Raw genomic sequence first — 18,391 nt, 5'->3', positions numbered from 1 at the left:
AGCGGGGCGTCAGCGTCCCTGCAGCAGGTCCGCCCGCGGATAGCCCCAGCCCGGCACCGGATGCGGGCAGGGCTTTGCGCCCTGGCCGGCATACGTCATGGTCGAGAAATTGCGGTTGCCCGGCTCGCCCCAGCGCAAATCGGTCGCCACGCCGTCCGCCAGCGAGGGCGCGCGCGCGAAGCGCAGCCAGGCGTTCACCCGGCAGTCGCGCGCGGCCGTTTGCCGCAGCGTCGCCAGCGGCTGGCGGTCTTCCGCCTGCCACGCAAGCTGCGGCGGCGCATCCTCGAGCGCCGGGCCGGCGATGCGCGCCGGGCAGTGCGACACCGGCGTCAAACCCGGTGCAAGGCTCAGCATGCCGCGCCGCAGGTGCACGGTGCCGGCGCCCATCGCGCCGGTCCTGGCCACCGTCACGAAGGACCAGCACAGCGGATTCGCGGGGTAGGCCGAAAGCGCCGTGTCCAGCAGGCGCTCGCCCGGATCGATGCGTTTCACTTCGGCGGCGACGATGGCGCGCGCCTGCTGCAGCGACAGCGCCTGCACGCCGACCCAGGCCAGGCAGGCCGCGAGGCCGGCGGCCAGCGCGATGCGTCCGCGCTCGGACCTGCTCTCGCCATGGTGCTCGTCATTGCGGCGCTGGATCCAGGCCAGCAGCAATCCCAGCGCCAACAGGCCGGCGAACGATCCCCATTGCAGGAATCCGAGCAGGGTCGCGGCCAGCGGCGCCAGGGCGATCACGGCCAGCCACAGCAGGCGCAGCGGCCGGCTGCGCACCAGGGCCGCCAGCGGCACCCCGAAAGCGATCCAGAACACCGGCTCGACGATGAACACCAGGTCGCCGTAATACCAGTTCGGGTCGAAGGGCCAGAAGGGGTGGACGCCGTAGACGTTCAGGCTGTCCATGCCGATATGCAGGGCCAGCCCGCCGAAGGAGGCCAGCACCGCGCCCCAGCGCGCCCGGCTGCTTGCCGCCTGCAGGCGCCGCGCTGCCGGCCACAGTGCCCAAACCAGGGCCAGCAGCAGGGTCGCCTCGAACAGCGCGGCAAGCAGCGTATGCGTGTGCCCGCGGTGATGCAGCAAATAGCCCAGCGGCGGATCGAGCAGGGGCGTCAGCACCAGGTCGAGGTCGGGGAAATTGCTGGCCAGGCAGCCGATGACGAGCAGCATGCGCGAGCGGATCCGGCCGTTGTCGGGGTTCGCTTCGGCAGCGAGGCTGCGGTCGATCAGGGCGCCGATGCCGAGGCCGACGACGGAGTGGGTAAGATTATCCATTCTGCAATCTTACCCTTATTGCAAGCTCGGCGCTGTCAGGCTGCGTCGGGCGGGAGCGCGAGTACGCCGGCATAGCCCTCGGGCAGCGCCAGCGGCAGGCAGCGGCAGCCCGCCAGTCCGGCATCCCCCTCCGCGCTCCATTCGATGAGTTCGCGGCCCAGGTATTTCAGGCGCGCCTCGCGTTCGCTCCAGGCGCGGGCGAAAGCCTCCGCGCGCCCGGCGGCGGGCAGGGCGGCCAGTGCCGCCGCCACTTCCGGTCCGAGGTAGTCGCGCGCCACCGGCGCCCAGTCCGAAATGTCCATGACCAGCGTGACATCGATGCCGACCGGACCCTGCAGGGAGATCGCGGCCAGCGACAGCGCGCCGTCGTGGCTGATGGCGATCCAGGCGCGGCGCTGGCCCAAGGGCGTGTCGAGCAGGGCGTAGGGAAGCTGGCCCTCCGGCGTGTGCAGGGCGATGCGATGCGGCGCCAGGCCGCCGAGGGCCGCGAGTTCGGCCACGATCGCTTCCCGGATCGCGCGGCGCGCCGCTTCGCGGTCCGGCTGGTCCTGGATGCCGATCACGGCAACGCCATCCGTTTCATCACAATTTGCAACTAACCGACGAGAGCCGGCCGAAGCATCGAACCCCTGGCCGCCATGCGCCGGCGGGGGCGGGGAAGCGCCCATGGTCCGCCACTGCACCGGTATCATCATCCGCTCCTCAATCCCGCTGCGGCGCCGCCGGCAAGCCATTCCAGCCGGTCGCCGCCGGGATATGCTCGCCCTTCATCACCAGCGTCAGCGGCCCGATGCGCGCGTTGTCGCCCACCCTGGCGCTGTACAGCACCGCGCTGCGCGGGCCGATGTAGACCTTGCTGCCGATATCGACGCGGTCGATCTTCATCACGCGGTCCTCGAACAGGTGGGTCTGCGGGCAGGATAGGGCATTCAGCTCGCTATGGTCGCCGATGTGGACGCAGTCGAATTCCGTGATGTCGGTGGTGTCCATGTACACGCCCTTGCCGATGCGGCAGCCGAGCAGGTTGAAGGCCAGCGGCAGCCAGGGCGTGCCGCGCAGGTAGCGCATGAAGTTGGGGACGGCGATGCCCTCGTACATATTGGTGACGCCCTCGGACAGCCAGACGAAGGGCGTCCACATCGGTTCCGCGCGCTTCTTGTAGCGGCCCAGCAGCAGCCATTTGAAGGCCAGCACGAACAGGTAGTTGCCGATCCCGTAGACCAGGCCGATCAGGGCCAGGTACCAGACCACCTCGCCCCAGCGCCCGGCGCCGGCCAGCGGCATCAGGTCCAGCACCACCGTGTAGCCGACCGCGATCACCACCGCGTGCGGCGCCACGATGCGGAAGGCCTCCACCAGCGTGCGGCCCAGGCGGCGCGCCATCGAGGGCCGGTAGGTCAGGTGTTCGGGGTAGCCGCTGACCTGCTCGCGCGCCGGCAGGTGGATGGGCGGGGAGCCGAGCCAGGTGTCGCCGCCCGTCATGCGCTCGTTGGCCGGCGCATGCGTGTGCACGCCCACCAGCACGCCTTCGGGCAGCACGGTGCCGTCCGGGATGTAGCTGCCGTTGCCGACGAAGGAACGGTTCGAGACCACGGTCGGCTCCATCGTCATCCAGCCGCCGTCGATCTGTTCGTCGCCCAGCATCACGGCGTCGGCAATGAAGGTTTCGTCGCCGAGGGTCAGCATGTCGGGCACCACGCCCAGCGCGGTCGAGATCTCGGCGTCGCGGCCCACCTTGGCGCCCAGCAGGCGGTACCAGAACGGCGCGAACACGGTCGCGTAGATGCCGTGCAGGACGTTCAGGCTGGATTCCTGGATGTGCGAGACCAGCCACTTCTTGCAGTAGGTGTTCGAATGCACGGCCGAGCGGCCGGGCTGGAGGCGCGGCAGGAAGCCCCAGCGGATCGCCGCCGACACCAGCATGGTCAGTGCGATCAGTACCGCGCTGGCGGGGAGGGCCAGCACGAAGTAGCGGATCAGCTGCCCGTGGATGGTGCTGGCCTGCAGCCATGCCAGGGTGCCGCGCTCGTCGAACCAGTCGATCAGCACGAAGCTCGGGAAGACCGGCATGAAGAACAGGGTCGCCACCAGCAGGATGCCGAACACGAAGAACAGGGCCTCGCCAAGCAGGCGCGCGCGGCTCGCGATCGGGCGCGGCGGCAGGGCCGAGGGGTCGAAGGCGCCGGCGTCGCGCGCGGGCGAACCTGCCCACACGCGGCCGTCGGGCACTTCCACGCCATCGGCCAGCGCCGACTGGCCTTCTAGGTGGCCGCGGCGTCCCACCCGCGTGTTCCCTTCGAGGACCGCATAGGACGAGACGCAGGCATCGTCATCGAGGTGGATCGGACCCAGCAGCAGGCGGCCGCGCTCGACGCGCGCGTTCTCGAAGTTGACGCCGTTGCCGATGCTGACGTTGTGGCCCAGCGTGAACAGGTCCGGCGAACGCAGGGTCATCGAGCCGATCACGACGTCCTTGCCGATCTTCGCGCCCAGCAGGCGCAGCCACCAGCCGTACAGCGAGGAGCCGGCCAGCAGATAGGTCGGCGCCGCCTCGACCAGGCGGTCCGCCAGCCACCAGCGGTAATAGGTCATGCCCCACAGCGGATAGCTGCCGGGGGTCAAGCGGCCCGCCACCAGCCATTTGCCGGCGGCGGCGAACACGAACTCCATCACGGTGGCGAGCAGGAACACCCCGATCGAGGCCGCGATCGCGCGCGCGATCGAGTCGCCGGGGTCGCCGGTCATGAAGTGGTAAGTGAAGAAGGGCGCCAGCCACTGCGCCATGCGCAGCGTGACCAGCACTGGCACCGCGGCCAGCTGGGCTATCCCGCAGGCCCAGCGCCGCGCGGATGGCGGCGGCGTCCAGTCCTGCTCGATGCGGGCGGTGCCGGCGGCCTGGTCGAGGACGGAGGCGATCGCGCCGACCTGGCGGTTCTGGTAGATGTCGCGCACCGTCATGTGGGCGAAGGCCGGGTCCTTGCGCAGGGCCGTCGCCAGGCGCGCGGCGAAGAAGGAGTGGCCGCCCAGGTCGCTGAAGAAGTCCAGCTCGCGCCGGATCGGCTGGCCCGGGAACAGCTGGGCCAGCGCCGCGAACAGGGCTTCTTCGGCCGCGGTCTCGGGCATGTCGGAGTCGAAGGCGTCGCTGGGCAGCGGCGCGCTCAGGGCCGTCGCCTTCAAGGCCTTGCGGTCGATCTTGCCCGAGGTCAGGCGCGGCATCACCGTCAGCACTTCGAAGCGGCTCGGCACCATGTAGGGCGGCAGGCGTTCGGCCAGGGCTTTGCGCAGCGTTGGCGCGGCAAGCTGCTCGCCGGTGGCCCCCGCGGCGGGCACGAGATAGGCCACCAGGCGGTCGATGCCGTCATCCTTGCGCAGCAGGACAGCGGTGGTGCCGATGCCATCCTGCTGGGCCAGCACGGCTTCGATCTCGCCCAGCTCGACGCGGAAGCCGCGGATCTTGACCTGGTCGTCGGTGCGGCCCAGGCAGACCACCTGGCCGTCGGGTTCGATGCGCGCGAGGTCGCCGGTACGGTAGAGGCGCAGGTCGTCGGGGCCGGAGGTCCAGGGATTCGGCTGGAATTTCTCGGCGGTCAGGTCGGGCCGGCCCAGGTAGCCGCTCGACAGGCCGGGGCCGATGATGCACAGCTCGCCGGTGTCGCCGCGCGGCAGGATCTGCAGGCCCTTTTCCGTGTCCGTGGAGATGACCAGCAGCCCGTAGTTCGGCAGCGGATGGCCGATCGTGATCAGCTTGCCCGGTTCGAGGCGCGCCAGGCTGGCCGACACCGTGGCCTCGGTCGGGCCGTAGGTGTTGAACATCTGGCGGCCGGGCCTGGAGAAGCGCTCGACCACGGTTTCCGGGCACATCTCGCCGCCCAGGTTGATGATGCGCAGGCTGGGCACGTCCTCGGCGAACAGGGCCAGCAGGGTCGGCACCGCGTGCAGCACCGTGACGCCGTTCTCGTTCAGCAGGCGCGGCAGGGCTTCCGGATCGCCGGCCGTCTCCTTCGGCCCGAGCCAGAGCGTGGCGCCCACGAGATAGGAGATCCAGATCTCCTCGAAGGACATGTCGAAGGCGACCGAGAAGCCCTGGTAGACGGTGTCGTCGGCGCGCACGCCCAGCACTTCGTTTTCGCTGCGCAGGAAGTGGCAGATGCTGCGCTGGTCGATCAGGATGCCCTTCGGCTTGCCGGTCGAACCGGAGGTGTAGATGACGTAGGCGGGTGCGCTGCCGGACACGGGACCGCGGCGCTTGAGCTCATAGCCGGCCGGCGCGGGCGCCAGCAGGCTCTCGGCCGTGTGGACCGGGCGGTCGACGCCGGCCAGGCGCTCGCCCATGCTCTCGCTGCTGACCAGGGCCGGCGAACCGGCATCCTCCATGCAGACCAGCAGGCGCTCGACCGGGGTGTCCTCGTCGACCGGCAGCCAGGCCGCGCCGGCCTTGGCGATCGCGGCCTGCATGATGAGCAGCTCGGCGCCGCGCGGCATCCACAGGCCGACGATGTCGCCGGGCTGGATCCCGGCCTCGATCAGGCGCGAGCAGGCGAGGCTGGCCAGTTGGTCGAGTTCGCGGTAGCTGAGCCGCCGCTCGCCGGTCAGCAGGGCGGTCCGCTCCGGCGTACGGCGGGCGCTGGCTTCCAGCAGGTCGGCCAGGATTTCGTCGCGCAGCAGTTCGGGCTGGTGCGGGCCGTAGAGGACATCGGGATGCCGTGTCAGATAGGAAATGTCATTCATCGACGGCAGATGAGGGCAAACAGGGGGCAAACAAGAGCGGGCACATGGGCGCAGCGTACAACATTTCGCGATTGTTCAGCAGCGCGTTTACGCATTTTTACCTGGGCGCCCGATTCGCTGGCGTTTTTGATCTAGATCAAGGATTTATATTGCCTGAGGTCTATACAATCCGCATAGCAGATGTTGCTGTATGGAAATAAAGGAAGTCTCGTGCGCACCAACCTGCCGGTCACCGGCATCGAATACCATCTTCGGGATGGCCAGTCCATCGTCTCCAAAACCGATACCAAGGGCCGCATCACCTACGTCAACCCGACCTTCGTCGAGGTCAGCGGCTTCCAGCTTGATGAGCTGATCGGCAAGGCCCACAATATCGTCCGCCATCCGGACATGCCGCCGGAAGCCTTCGCCGACCTGTGGCGAACGCTGAAGGCCGGCCTGCCGTGGACCGGCATGGTCAAGAACCGCCGCAAGAACGGCGACTTTTACTGGGTGGTGGCGAACGTGGTGCCGATCAAGGAAAACGGCGCCACGGTCGGCTACATGTCGGTGCGCACCCGTCCCGCGCGCGAGCAGGTGAAGGAGGCCGAAGAACTGTACCGCCGCTTGCGGACCGGCAAAGCGAAGGGCCTGGCGATCCGGCGCGGCGTCGCCGTCCGCACCGGCTGGCTGGCGCGTGTGGCGAGCCTGCGCAACCTGCCGCTGGGCCGCCGTCTTGCGCTGATGCTGGGCACGCAGTCCGCGCTGCTGGCGGCGCTGGCCACGGCCGTCGACGGCACGCTGTGGCGGGTGCTGGCCGGCGCCGGGGCTTTGTTCACGCTGCTGGCCTGGAGCGAACTGCGGCGCGCCATCGTGCGCCCGCTGCAGCAGGCCGAAGACGCGGTCCATGCCCTGGCCGGCGGCGACCTCTCGCACATGCCGCCCGCCGGCCGCGACGACGAAGTCGGCCACCTGCTGCTGGCGCTGCGCCAGCTGAATCTCAACCTGACCGCGATCGTCGGCGACGTCCGCGCCAACGTCGCCTCGATCGAAGCGGCTTCGCGCGGCATCGCGGCCGGTAACCAGGACCTGGCCCGCCGTACCGAGGCGCAGGCCGCCAGCCTGGAACAGACCGCGGCCAGCCTGGCCCAGGTGGCCGCGGCGGCCGGCAGCAACCTTGACAGCGCGGTGCGCGCCGACGGCCTGGTGGGCGCCGCCTCCAGCGTGGCCGAGCGCGCCGGATCGTCGGTGCAGCAGGTGGGCGCGACCATGGGCCAGATCAGCGGCTCGGCCACGCGCATCGTCGACATCATCGGCCTGATCGACGGCATCGCCTTCCAGACCAATATCCTGGCGCTGAACGCGGCCGTCGAGGCGGCCCGCGCCGGCGAGCAGGGCAGGGGCTTCGCGGTGGTCGCCGGCGAGGTGCGCTCGCTGGCCCAGCGCTCGGCCGGCGCCGCCAAGGAGATCAAGCTGCTGATCGAGGATTCGGTCGCCAAGGTCGGGCAGGGCAACGAGTACGTCGGCGCGGCCGGGCAGACCATGCGCGAAGTGGTGGCCTCGGTGCAGGACGCGGCGCGCATCATGCACGGCATCACGCTGGCCTCGCGCGAGCAGCACGAGGGAATTGCGCAGGCGGATGCGGCGATGCGCGCGCTGGACGGGATCACGCGCGAGAACGCGGCGCTGGTGGAGGAGGCGGCTGCGGCCTCGGGCAACGTGGCCGGGCAGGCCAGTCACCTGGTGCAGGCGCTGTCGGTGTTCAAGACGGCGGCCTAGGCGGCGCCGATCTCGCGCTGCAGCTTCCTGCTCAGCCTGGCGTGCACCAGCTCGTAGGACCGGCGCAGCAGCTGGGCGGCTTCCTGGTCCGACAAATCGGCCTCCCTGCTGACATGAACCCACTTGGCGCGCGCCAGGTAGGGCGCCGGGATGATCCCGGGACGATCGGTGAGCTCCAGGAAGCGGTCGTCGTCGACCTTGAAGCTGATGCCTTCGGCAGGCGCCGCGTTGGCGGTCACCGCGAACATTTTTTCGCCGACCGAGAAGACCAGGTCGGCGCCCCATTTGACGTCCTCCGTGCAGCCCGCGAACGTGCGGCACAGCCGCTTGGCGGCTTCGAAATCCATTTGCTGTACTCCCTATCGTGTCAAGCACGCATCCATAGTAGCGCGACGCTCAAGCGACCTCGGAAAATTTTGATGCACGTCAAAGATTTTCCTGATCCGGATCAATAGACTCCCTGCTTAAACTACGCTGCCCCTCGGCGGCGTCCGCAAGGAGTTTCCACATGACGCAGTTGTACGAAGTACCGGCCAAGGTCCTGGCCTTCCAGCCCACCGTCGATTTCGATGCCGGCCTGCTCTCCCGCCTCGGCAAGTCCGGCCCGCGCTACACCTCCTACCCGACAGCCGACCGCTTCTCGGACAGCTTCGGCTACCGCGACTACCTGCACGCCGTGGCCGACCGCCGCACGCGCGGCAATGCGCGCCCGTTGTCGCTCTACCTGCACATTCCCTTCTGCGACACGGTCTGCTACTACTGCGCCTGCAACAAGATCGTCACCAGGAACCGCGAACGGGCGGCCACCTACCTGGCCTACCTGAAGCGCGAAACCGAGATGCAGGGCCGGCTGTTCGCGGGGATGAACGACATCGAGCAGCTGCACTTCGGCGGCGGCACCCCGACTTATCTGAGTGATGCGCAGATGGGCGAGCTGATGGACCACCTGCGCCGCTGCTTCCGCTTCGCCCCCGACAACGTGGGCGAGTACGCGATCGAAGTCGATCCGCGCACCGTGTCCGCCGAGCGCGTGCACAGCCTGCGGGCGCAAGGCTTCAACCGCATCAGCCTGGGCGTGCAGGACTTCGATGCCGACGTGCAGAAGGCCGTCAACCGCATCCAGCCGGAAGCGGAGACGCGCGCCATCATCGGCGCCGCGCGCGACGCCGGCTTCCGCTCGGTCAGCATCGACCTGATCTACGGCCTGCCCAGGCAGACCCCGACGACCATGGCCGCGACCCTGGAAAAGGTGGTGGTCGCGGACCCGGACCGCATCGCCGTCTACCACTATGCCCATCTGCCGCACCTGTTCAAACCGCAGCGGCGCATCCTCGACGAAGACATGCCGGACAGCGACGCCAAGCTGCGCATGCTCCAGCTGTGCATCGAGCGCCTCACCGCCGCCGGCTACGTCTACATCGGCATGGACCATTTCGCCAAGCCCGACGACGACCTCGCCATCGCCCAGCGCCAGGGCCGCCTGCACCGCAACTTCCAGGGCTATTCGACGCATGCCGATACGGACCTCGTGTCCTGCGGCGTGTCCGCCATCGGCGCCGTGGGCGCGACCTACAGCCAGAACGTCAAGACCCTGGAGGCCTACTACGACGCGCTCGACCGCAACGAGCTGCCGGTGGCGCGCGGCGCCCGCCTGAACATGGACGACGTCCTGCGCCGCACCGTGATCCAGAAGCTGATGTGCCAGTTCGAGCTGTCGGTCTCCACGATCGAGCAAGCCTTCCCGGTCGTGTTCCGCCAGTATTTCGCCGCCGAGCTGGCGCAGCTGAAGGCGATGGAGGACGATGGCCTGGTGAGCGTGAACGGCGACTGGATCAGCGTGTCTTCGCGTGGCCGCCTGCTGATCCGGAATGTGTGCATGGTCTTCGACCGCTACCTGGCCGTGCCCAGCGCCGGCCCGCGTTACTCGAAGACCGTGTGAGATGGCTGTCGCGCTGTTCCCGCCGCTGTTTCCCCTGTTCGTGGTCGGCCTGCTCGGCAGCGTGCATTGCGCCGGCATGTGCGGCGGGATCGTGGGGGCGCTGTCGCTGGCGCCTTCCCGCGGACAGGCCGTGCCGGTCACGGTACGGCTTGTGCCGCCGGCGCGGCCCGCCCTGCTGAACGTGCTGGCCTATAACGCCGGCCGCATCGGCAGCTACATGCTGGCCGGTGCGCTGGCGGGCGGGGTCGGGCAGGGCGCCGGTGCGCTGTCCCGGCTGCCGGCGCTGCAGGCGGGCGGCTACTGGATGGCCAACCTGATGCTGGCGCTGCTCGGCCTTTATCTGATGGATGTCTGGCGCGGCCTGGCGCGGCTGGAGCAGGGCGGCCAGATATTGTGGCGCCGCGTCCAGCCGCTGCTGCGGCATGTGCGGCCGTCGAATGGAAGCGCCTTCGGCCCGGCCAGGATGCTGGCGGCCGGCGCCCTGTGGGGCTGGCTGCCCTGCGGGATGGTCTACAGCGTGCTGCTGACGGCCATGCTGTCCGGTTCCGCCCTTGGGGGCGCGCTGGCGATGCTGGCCTTCGGCCTCGGCACGCTGCCGATGCTGCTCGGCCTCGGGCTGCTGGGCGCGCGCCTGCGCGCGGGCCTGCGCCTGCGCGGCGTGCGCCTCGCCTGCGGTGCGCTGGTGCTGGGCTTCGGCCTGCTGGGCCTCGCGCGCGCCGCCGGCGGCCTGCCGCACAGCTGGCTCGAAACCCTCTGCCTCACGCCGGGAGCGGCGGCATGAACGCGATCAGCGAGTTCGCGGCTTGCTACCACTGCGGCCAGGCGGCGGTCGACGGCGCGCGCTGGCGGGTCAGCATCGGCGGCGCGCCGCGCAGCATGTGCTGCCCCGGCTGCGCGGCGGCGGCCCAGGCCATCGCGGACGCCGGCCTGGACGACTACTACGGCAGCCGCACCGGCTACGCCGCGCCGGCCGCCGCGGGCGAGGCGCCGGAACTGAAGCTCTACGATGAGATGGGACTGAACGGCGATGCCGTGTTCACCGTCGAAGGCCTGCGCTGCGCGGCCTGCGTCTGGCTGATCGAGCGCCGCGTGGCCGCGCTGCCCGGCGTGCAGTCGGCGCTGCTGAACGTCGCCACCGAGCGCCTGCACGTGCGCTGGGACGCCGCCAATTGCCGCCCCAGCGACATCCTGCTTGCCCTGCGCGCGATCGGCTACACCGCCTATCCCTACGACGCCACCCGCCACGGCGCCCAGCTGGAGCGCGCCCGCAAGGCGCTGCTGCGGCGCCTGTTCGTGGCCGGGCTGGCCATGATGCAGGTGATGATGTACGCCGTCCCGGTCTACCTGGCCACCGACGGCACCATGGACGCCGACATGAAGGCCCTGATGGGCTGGGCCTCCTTCCTGCTGACGCTGCCCGCGGTCACTTACTGCGCCTGGCCCTTCATGCGCGGCGCCTGGCTGGACCTGCGCCGCGGCCTGCCCGGCATGGACGTGCCGGTGGCGCTGGGCATCCTGGCCGCCTTCGCCGGCAGCGCCGTTTCGCTGGTGCGCGGCGAGGGCGAGGTCTGGTTCGACTCGATCACCATGTTCGTGTTCCTGCTGCTCGGCAGCCGCTGGCTCGAGCTCGACGCCCGCCGCAAGGCCGCGCGCGCCCTCGAAGGCCTGCAGCACGCGGCGCCGGCCACCGCCTTGCTGCTGGCCGCCTGGCCGGCGCCGTGTGAAGCGGAGACGGTGGCGGCCAGCCGCCTGCGCCCCGGCGACGTGATCCTGGTGCCGCCGGGCCAGACCGTGGCGGCGGACGGCGTCATCCTCGAGGGCCGCACGGAAATCGACCTGGCCCTGCTGACCGGCGAGAGCCGCACCCGCGCCATCGGACCGGGCGAACAGCTGCCCGGCGGCGCCGTCAACGTCGCGCAGGCGGTGACGCTGCGCGTGGCCAGCAGCGCCGCCGACAGTACCCTGGCGCTGCTGGTGCGCCTGAGCCAACGCGCGGGCCAGGACAAGCCGCGGCTGGCGCGATGGGCCGATCGCGTCGGCGCCTGGTTCGTGCTGGTGCTGCTGGTGTTGACCGTGGCCGTGTTCGCGTTCTGGCGGGTCGCCGATCCAGCGCGCGCCTGGCCGGCGGCGATCGCGGTGTTGGTGGCGTCCTGTCCCTGCGCGCTGTCGCTGGCGACGCCGACCGCGCTGGCGGCGGCGCTGGAGCGCCTGCTGCGCCACGGCGTGCTGGCGGTGAAGCCGCATGTGCTGGAGACCCTGGAGCGCGCCACCCACGTGGTGTTCGACAAGACCGGCACCCTGACCCGCGGCCGCCCGGAACTGCGCGAGGCCGTGGCGCTGGGCATGGTGGACGGCGCCGGCTGCCTGCGCATCGCCGCGGCGCTGGAAGCGGGCAGCGCGCATCCGCTGGCGGCGGCCTTGCGCGAAGCGGCGGCCGCATCCGGGGCCATCACGCTGAAGGCGCAGGACATCGATAACGTGGTGGGACAGGGTGTCGAGGGCGAAGTGGCCGGCCTGCGCTACCGTCTCGGCAGCGCCGCGTTCGTGGCCGGGCTGGCGGGCGGCCTTGCCCCGCCGGGCGCGGGCGCCGGCGCCACCGCGGTCTGGCTGGGCGGCAGCGGGCGCTGGCTGGCGCGCTTCGACCTGGTCGACGCGCTGCGCCCGGAAGCGCCGGCCCTGGTGCGCGCGCTGCAGGCGAAGGGAAAAACCGTGCTGCTGCTGTCCGGCGACGACGAGGATGCGGTGCGGGCGGTGGCCGCCCGGCTCGGCATCCGCGACGCGCGCGGCCGCCAGCTCCCGCAGGACAAGCTGGACGCCGTGCGCGCCCTGCAGGCCGGCGGCGCGGTGGTGGCGATGGTCGGCGACGGCATCAACGACGCCGCCGTGCTGGGCGGCGCCGACGTCTCCTTCGCGATGGGCCAGGGCGCCCAGCTGGCGCAGCTGCACGCCGATTGCGTGCTGCTTGGCGAAGGATTGGCGCCGCTGGAGGAAGCCATACGGACCGCCAGTGCCTGCGCGCGCGTCATCCGCCAGAACCTGGGCTGGGCGATGCTCTATAACCTGGTGGCGATTCCGGCGGCGGCCAGCGGCCTGCTGAATCCCTGGCTGTCCGCGATCGGCATGACGGCCAGTTCGGCGCTGGTGGTCCTGAATGCCTTGCGGCTGAGGAGGGTGGACTGATGGAAGCCTTGTACCTGCTGATTCCGCTGAGCCTGATCCTGGTGGCGTTTGCGGTGTGGGTGTTCTTCGGGGCGGCGGAGAGCGGCCAGTTCGAGGATCTGGATGGGCCGGCTTTGCGGATCTTGCATGATGATGATTAGCTGCCTCGGCCGCAGGGGTCAGCCGCAGGGGTCAGAGCCCGGTTTACTCGGGTGGGCTCTGACCCCGGAGTTGTTGGCGGCGGAGATACCGTGCTGTTCAAGCGTCGGCAACTCCGGGGTCAACTCCGGGGTCAGCAACTCCGGGGTCAGAGCCCTTTTGAAAGCAACACCGGGCTCTGACCCCTGCGGTGACCCCTGCGGTGCCCCCCTGCGGCTCACATCGACGGCCCACGCCCCGTATGCTGCTCCCGCTCGATCTCTTCCTGGCATCCGATGCAGGTCTGCACCGTCGGCGTCGCCACCAGCCGCGCCTCCGGAATCGCCATCCCGCAGCGGGCGCAGATCCCGTAGCCGCCCGCTTCCAGCCGCCCGAGCGCGGCGTCGATGTCGGCCAGCAGATGGGACTCGTGCTCGGCCAGGTGCTCCTCGTTATGGCTCAGCATTTCGCCGGCCGGGGCGTCGTCGTTCGAGCCCATGTGGGCCATCGGCGAGATCGCCGGACGGTCGTCGGTGTCGCCGTCGGTGCGGGCGTGGATGGCGGCCAGCATGTCCTCGCGATCCTTGCGCAGGCGCTTGCCGATCTGGTCCTGCAGTTCTGATGAGATGGGCGGCATGAGAATTCCTGTCAACGCTTGGGTCTTCGACGATGCGCCTCGCCCTGAGGCTTTTGTTAGACGCTTTTATCTCCTGCCGCATCCCATTCTGAACATTTTGATTCACATCAAGGATTTTTCAAGTTCAGAAACACACACTCCTGATGTCGTTCATTTCTTCATATTCAGGAGTGCATCTTGGACAGCAGTCTAAACTACAACTACAAAATCGTGCGCCAGTTTGCCATCGCCACCGTGGCCTGGGGCGTGATCGGCATGCTGGCCGGCGTGTGGATCGCGGCCCAGCTGGCCTGGCCGGCGCTGAACTTCGACATCCCCTGGCTGACCTACGGCCGCCTGCGTCCGCTGCACACGAACGCCGTCATCTTCGCCTTCGGCATTTGCGGCCTGTTCGCCACCTCCTACTATGTCGTGCAGCGCACCTGCCAGGTCCGCCTGTTCTCGGACAAGCTGGCCGCCTTCACCTTCTGGGGCTGGCAGGCGGTGCTGGTGTCGGCCGCGGTCACGCTGCCGATGGGTTTCACGCGCGGCAAGGAGTACGCCGAGCTGGAATGGCCGATCGCGATCCTGATCGCCATCGTGTGGGTGGCCTATGCGGTGGTCTTTTTCGGCACCATCCTCAAGCGCCGCGTGCAGCACATCTACGTGGCCAACTGGTTCTTCGGCGCCTACATCATCGCGGTGGCGGTGCTGCACATCGTGAACGGCATGTCGATGCCGGTGTCTTTCATGAAGTCCTATTCGATGTATGCGGGCGTGCAGGACGCGATGATCCAGTGGTGGTACGGCCACAACGCGGTCGGCTTCATCCTCACCGCCGGCTATCTCGGCATGGTCTATTACTTCATCCCCAAGCAGGCCGAGCGCCCGGTGTATTCCTACCGCCTGTCGATCGTGCACTTCTGGGCCCTGATCTTCACCTACATGTGGGCCGGCCCGCACCACCTGCACTACACCGCGCTGCCCGACTGGACCCAGTCGATCGGCATGGTGTTCTCGCTGATCCTGCTGGCGCCTTCCTGGGGCGGCATGATCAACGGGATCATGACCCTGTCGGGCGCCTGGCACAAGCTGCGCTCCGACCCCATCCTCAAATTCATGATCGTCTCGCTGTCCTTCTACGGCATGGCCACCTTCGAGGGCCCGATGATGTCGATCAAGACCATCAACTCGCTGTCCCACTACACCGACTGGGGCATCGCCCACGTCCATGGCGGCGCCCTGGGCTGGGTCGGTTTCATCACCATGGGCTCGCTGTACTACCTGATCCCGCGCCTGGCCGGCAAGAAGCAGATGGCCAGCGTGGCGCTGATCGAGACCCACTTCTGGCTCGGCACCATCGGCATCGTGCTCTACATTGCCGCGATGTGGATTGCCGGCGTGATGCAGGGCCTGATGTGGCGCGCCGTGAACCCGGACGGCACGCTGACCTACACCTTCGTCGAAGGCGTCAAGGCGACCTATCCGTATTACGTGATCCGCTTCGGCGGCGGCCTGATGTACCTGAGCGGCATGTGCCTGATGGCGTACAACACCTGGCTGACCATGCGCGGCACCGTGTCCGTCGATGCGCCCATTCCTTCACTGCAGCCCCACAAGCCGGCCGCTGGAACCTCAGTCCCCGAACACGCATAAAGAAATCAGGAAGCCCATCATGAAAATTGGTATGACAAAGTTCAGCCACGAGTGGATCGAGAAGAATCCCTGGCTGCTGATCGGCCTGGTGCTGGTCGTGATCTCCTTCGGCGGCCTGGTCGAAATCGTGCCGCTGTTCTTCCAGAAATCGACCACCGAGCCGGTCGCCGGCCTGAAGCCGTATTCGGCGCTGCGCCTGGCCGGGCGCGACATCTACATCCGCGAAGGCTGCTACAACTGCCACTCGCAGATGATCCGTCCCTTCCGCGCCGAGACCGAGCGCTATGGCCACTATTCGGTGGCCGGCGAATTCGTCTACGACCACCCCTTCCAGTGGGGCTCGAAGCGCACCGGTCCGGACCTGGCGCGCGTCGGCGGCCGCTACTCGGACGAGTGGCACCGCACCCACCTCGACAACCCGCGCGACGTGGTCCCGGAATCGAACATGCCGGGCTACCCGTGGCTGGCCAGTACCAGGCTGGACCCGCAATCGATCGTGCCGAAGATGCGCGCGATGCGGCGCCTGAACGTGCCGTACTCCGACAAGGAGGTGCAGGACGCGCCGGCCGAGCTGGAAGGCAAGAGCGAGCAGGATGCGCTGATCGCCTACCTGCAGGGCCTGGGCACGCAAATCAAGACAAGGAACTGAGATGGAACTCCAATACCTCTTCGATGACGCAAGCCGCGTCATGACCGTGATCAGCTTCGCCACCTTCACCGGCATCCTGGCCTGGACCTTCCTGCGCAAGGAGCGCGACTTCGCCCAGGCGGCGGCGCTGCCTTTCGCCGACGAGCAGGAGGCCGAAGATCATGTCTGACTTCACCAGCGGTTTCTGGAATTGGTACGTGGCCCTGATCACGCTGCTGTCGATTGCCGGCTGCGGCCTGCTGCTGTGGTCCCAATCGAAGCACAAGGTCCGGATCGGCGCCGACGGCCAGCCCGAAAAGACCACCGGCCATGTCTGGGACGAGGACCTGACCGAACTGAATACCCCGATGCCGCGCTGGTGGATGGGACTGTTCTATCTCACCATCGTGTTCGCGATCGGCTACCTGGTGCTGTACCCGGGGCTCGGCGCCTACGCCGGCAAGCTGGGATGGAAGTCGAGCGGCGCCTACCAGCTCGAGGTCAAGCAGGCGAACGCCGACTACGGCCCGCTGTTCGACAAGTACCTGCAGCAGGATATCAAGGCGGTCGCGCGCGACCCGCAGGCGCAGGCGATCGGCGAGCGCCTGTTCCTGAATTACTGTGCGCAATGCCACGGCTCGGATGCGCGCGGCAACAAGGGCTATCCGAACCTGACCGACAAGGACTGGCTCTACGGCGGCGAGCCCTCGGTGATCAAGGAGACCATCATGAAGGGCCGCAACGGCCAGATGCCGCCGATGGGCGCGGCGCTCGGCTCGGACACTGACGTCGAAAACGTGGCGCATTACGTGCGCAGCCTGTCCGGCCTGACCGCGGACCCGGTGAAGGTCGCCTTCGGCAAGCCGAAATTCGGCGCCTGCGCGGCCTGCCACGGCGCCGACGCGCACGGCAACCCCGCGCTGGGCGCCCCCAACCTGACGGACAAGGTCTGGCTCTACGGCGGCAGCGCGGAAACCGTGATGGAAACCATCCGCAAGGGCCGCAACAACACCATGCCGGCCTGGGGCGAGTTCCTCGGCGAGGGTAAGTCGCATGTGCTGGCGGCCTATGTCTGGAGCCTGTCGAACCAGGACCAGCTGAAATGAATGCGCCGGAACCGGCGGTCAAGGAGACCGTCATCAAGATGTACGCGGCGCGCGAGGAGATCCACCCGCGCGAGGTGAAGGGCCGTTACGCCACGCTGCGCTGGGCCTGCGTGTGGCTGACCCAGGCCCTGTTCTACGGACTGCCCTGGCTGCAGATGCATGGACGCCAGGCGGTGCTGTTCGACCTCGGCGCCCGTAAATTCCACCTGTTCGGCCTGGTGTTGTGGCCGCAGGATTTCATTTACCTGGCCGGCCTGCTGATCATCTGCGCCTACGGCCTGTTCCTGGTGACGACGGTGGCGGGGCGGGTCTGGTGCGGCTACGCCTGCCCGCAGACCGTGTACACCGAGATCTTCCTGTGGATCGAGCGCCGCATCGAAGGCAATCGCAGCGCGCGCATCCGCCTTGACCGTCAGCCGTGGACGGCGGAGAAGACGGCCAAGCGCGGCGCCAAGCATCTGGCCTGGGGGCTGGTGGCGCTATGGACCGGCTTTTCCTTCGTCGGCTACTTCACGCCGGTGCGCCAGCTGGCCCATGAGGCGCTGGGCTTCTCGCTCGGCCCGTGGGAAGCCTTCTGGGTACTGTTCTACGGTTTCGCCACCTACGGCAATGCCGGCTGGATGCGCGAGCAGGTCTGCAAGTACATGTGCCCCTACGCGCGCTTCCAGAGCGCGATGTTCGATCGCGACACCCTGATCGTCAGCTATGACCTGGCGCGTGGCGAGCCGCGCGCGGCGGCGCGCGCGCAAGGGAAGGGCGACTGCATCGATTGCAGCCTGTGCGTCCAGGTCTGCCCGACCGGCATCGACATCCGCCAGGGCCTGCAGTACGAATGCATCGGCTGCGCCGCCTGCATCGACGCCTGCGACAGCGTGATGGACAAGGTGGGCAAGCCGCCTGGCCTGATCCGCTACGCGACCGAGAATGCGCTGGCCGGACGCTGGTCCGCGGCGCGGATCAAGCGCCGGCTGCTGCGCCCGCGCGTGATCGGCTACGGCCTCGTGTTCGTGGCCATCGCCGCCGCGTTTTCGGGCGCGCTGGCCCTGCGCACCCCCTTGAAACTCGACGTGATCCGCGACCGCGGCGCCATGGGGCGCGAAGTCGAGGACGGCATGATCGAAAACGTCTACCGCCTGCAGGTGATGAACACCGCCGAGCGCGCGCACCTGTACCGCATCGAGGTGGACGGCATCCCGAGCGCCGGCATCGCCGACGAGGACCTGGTCGAACTGGCCGGCGCCTCCACGCGCGCGGTGCCGGTGCGCGTGCGCGTCAAGCCCGGCAAGGCGGCCGCCGGCTCGCATCCGATCCGCTTCACCCTCAGCGCGCTGGACGATCCCTCGCTGCGCGTGAGCGAGAGAGCGGTCTTCATCGTTCCCAGATAATGGAAAGCC

At 68.7% G+C, this 18,391-nt stretch carries 15 protein-coding genes; 10 read left to right on the top strand and 5 right to left on the bottom strand.

Annotation, left to right across the window (positions count from 1 at the left end; translation table 11 throughout):
• Positions 1–9: 9 nt before the first annotated feature.
• The 3 genes from ACFPO9_RS11080 to ACFPO9_RS11070 all read right to left on the bottom strand — a co-directional run bounded on the left by ACFPO9_RS11080 (position 10) and on the right by ACFPO9_RS11070 (position 5,997).
• Positions 10–1,269, bottom strand: a complete 1,260-nt coding sequence (locus ACFPO9_RS11080) for a metal-dependent hydrolase (RefSeq protein ID WP_379770570.1) — start codon at positions 1,267–1,269, stop codon at positions 10–12.
• Between the two features lie 35 nt (positions 1,270–1,304).
• Positions 1,305–1,832 (bottom strand): 4'-phosphopantetheinyl transferase family protein, encoded by a 528-nt coding sequence (locus ACFPO9_RS11075; RefSeq protein ID WP_379770568.1) that lies wholly within the window; start codon positions 1,830–1,832, stop codon positions 1,305–1,307.
• Positions 1,833–1,971: 139 nt separating this feature from the next.
• A complete protein-coding gene (locus ACFPO9_RS11070; RefSeq protein ID WP_379770566.1) occupies positions 1,972–5,997 on the bottom strand; it encodes a Pls/PosA family non-ribosomal peptide synthetase in 4,026 nt (1,341 codons plus the stop codon).
• 210 nt (positions 5,998–6,207) lie between these two features.
• Between ACFPO9_RS11070 and ACFPO9_RS11065 the strand changes: the two genes are divergently transcribed.
• Complete coding sequence (locus ACFPO9_RS11065) at positions 6,208–7,755, top strand: methyl-accepting chemotaxis protein (RefSeq protein ID WP_379770563.1); 1,548 nt, start codon at positions 6,208–6,210, stop codon at positions 7,753–7,755.
• Here the strand turns inward: ACFPO9_RS11065 and ACFPO9_RS11060 are convergent.
• Positions 7,752–8,102, bottom strand: coding sequence for an MmcQ/YjbR family DNA-binding protein (locus tag ACFPO9_RS11060; protein WP_379770561.1), 351 nt, complete (start codon positions 8,100–8,102; stop codon positions 7,752–7,754). The two genes, ACFPO9_RS11065 and ACFPO9_RS11060, sit on opposite strands and share 4 nt — an antisense overlap.
• Before the next feature lie 161 nt (positions 8,103–8,263).
• Here ACFPO9_RS11060 and hemN point away from each other — a divergent pair, with 161 nt between their 5' ends.
• Genes hemN through ccoS form a run of 4 tightly spaced genes read left to right on the top strand, consistent with a single transcriptional unit; the run spans position 8,264 to position 13,014 of the window.
• On the top strand, positions 8,264–9,694 hold the full coding sequence (hemN, locus tag ACFPO9_RS11055; protein ID WP_379770558.1) for an oxygen-independent coproporphyrinogen III oxidase: 1,431 nt from the start codon (positions 8,264–8,266) through the stop codon (positions 9,692–9,694).
• 1 nt (position 9,695) lies between these two features.
• Positions 9,696–10,475 (top strand): sulfite exporter TauE/SafE family protein, encoded by a 780-nt coding sequence (locus tag ACFPO9_RS11050; RefSeq protein ID WP_379770555.1) that lies wholly within the window; start codon positions 9,696–9,698, stop codon positions 10,473–10,475.
• Positions 10,472–12,874, top strand: coding sequence for a heavy metal translocating P-type ATPase (locus tag ACFPO9_RS11045; RefSeq protein ID WP_379770553.1), 2,403 nt, complete (start codon positions 10,472–10,474; stop codon positions 12,872–12,874). The genes ACFPO9_RS11050 and ACFPO9_RS11045 overlap by 4 nt, the downstream gene beginning before the upstream one ends.
• A complete protein-coding gene (ccoS, locus tag ACFPO9_RS11040; RefSeq protein WP_379770551.1) occupies positions 12,874–13,014 on the top strand; it encodes a cbb3-type cytochrome oxidase assembly protein CcoS in 141 nt (46 codons plus the stop codon). The genes ACFPO9_RS11045 and ccoS overlap by 1 nt, the downstream gene beginning before the upstream one ends.
• Positions 13,015–13,229: 215 nt before the next feature.
• On the opposite strand, the gene ACFPO9_RS11035 is transcribed toward ccoS, so the two are convergent.
• Complete coding sequence (locus tag ACFPO9_RS11035) at positions 13,230–13,628, bottom strand: TraR/DksA family transcriptional regulator (protein ID WP_379770549.1); 399 nt, start codon at positions 13,626–13,628, stop codon at positions 13,230–13,232.
• 177 nt (positions 13,629–13,805) lie between these two features.
• Between ACFPO9_RS11035 and ccoN the strand changes: the two genes are divergently transcribed.
• Genes ccoN through ccoG form a run of 5 tightly spaced genes read left to right on the top strand, consistent with a single transcriptional unit; the run spans position 13,806 to position 18,382 of the window.
• Complete coding sequence (ccoN, locus tag ACFPO9_RS11030; protein WP_379770547.1) at positions 13,806–15,263, top strand: cytochrome-c oxidase, cbb3-type subunit I; 1,458 nt, start codon at positions 13,806–13,808, stop codon at positions 15,261–15,263.
• A 31-nt stretch (positions 15,264–15,294) separates the two neighbouring features.
• Complete coding sequence (gene ccoO, locus ACFPO9_RS11025; protein ID WP_379770545.1) at positions 15,295–15,912, top strand: cytochrome-c oxidase, cbb3-type subunit II; 618 nt, start codon at positions 15,295–15,297, stop codon at positions 15,910–15,912.
• 1 nt (position 15,913) lies between these two features.
• Entirely contained in the window at positions 15,914–16,081 is a 168-nt protein-coding gene (locus ACFPO9_RS11020) for a cbb3-type cytochrome oxidase subunit 3 (RefSeq protein ID WP_379770542.1), read from the top strand.
• Complete coding sequence (gene ccoP, locus ACFPO9_RS11015; protein ID WP_379770540.1) at positions 16,074–16,997, top strand: cytochrome-c oxidase, cbb3-type subunit III; 924 nt, start codon at positions 16,074–16,076, stop codon at positions 16,995–16,997. Before ACFPO9_RS11020 ends, ccoP begins: the two co-directional genes overlap by 8 nt.
• Complete coding sequence (ccoG, locus tag ACFPO9_RS11010; protein WP_379770538.1) at positions 16,994–18,382, top strand: cytochrome c oxidase accessory protein CcoG; 1,389 nt, start codon at positions 16,994–16,996, stop codon at positions 18,380–18,382. Before ccoP ends, ccoG begins: the two co-directional genes overlap by 4 nt.
• Positions 18,383–18,391 lie beyond the last annotated feature (9 nt).

Source organism: Massilia aerilata (assembly GCF_042656905.1).
Classification (GTDB): Bacteria; Pseudomonadota; Gammaproteobacteria; order Burkholderiales; family Burkholderiaceae_D; genus Telluria; species Telluria aerilata.
This window is presented reverse-complemented; position numbering and strand designations above follow the sequence as displayed.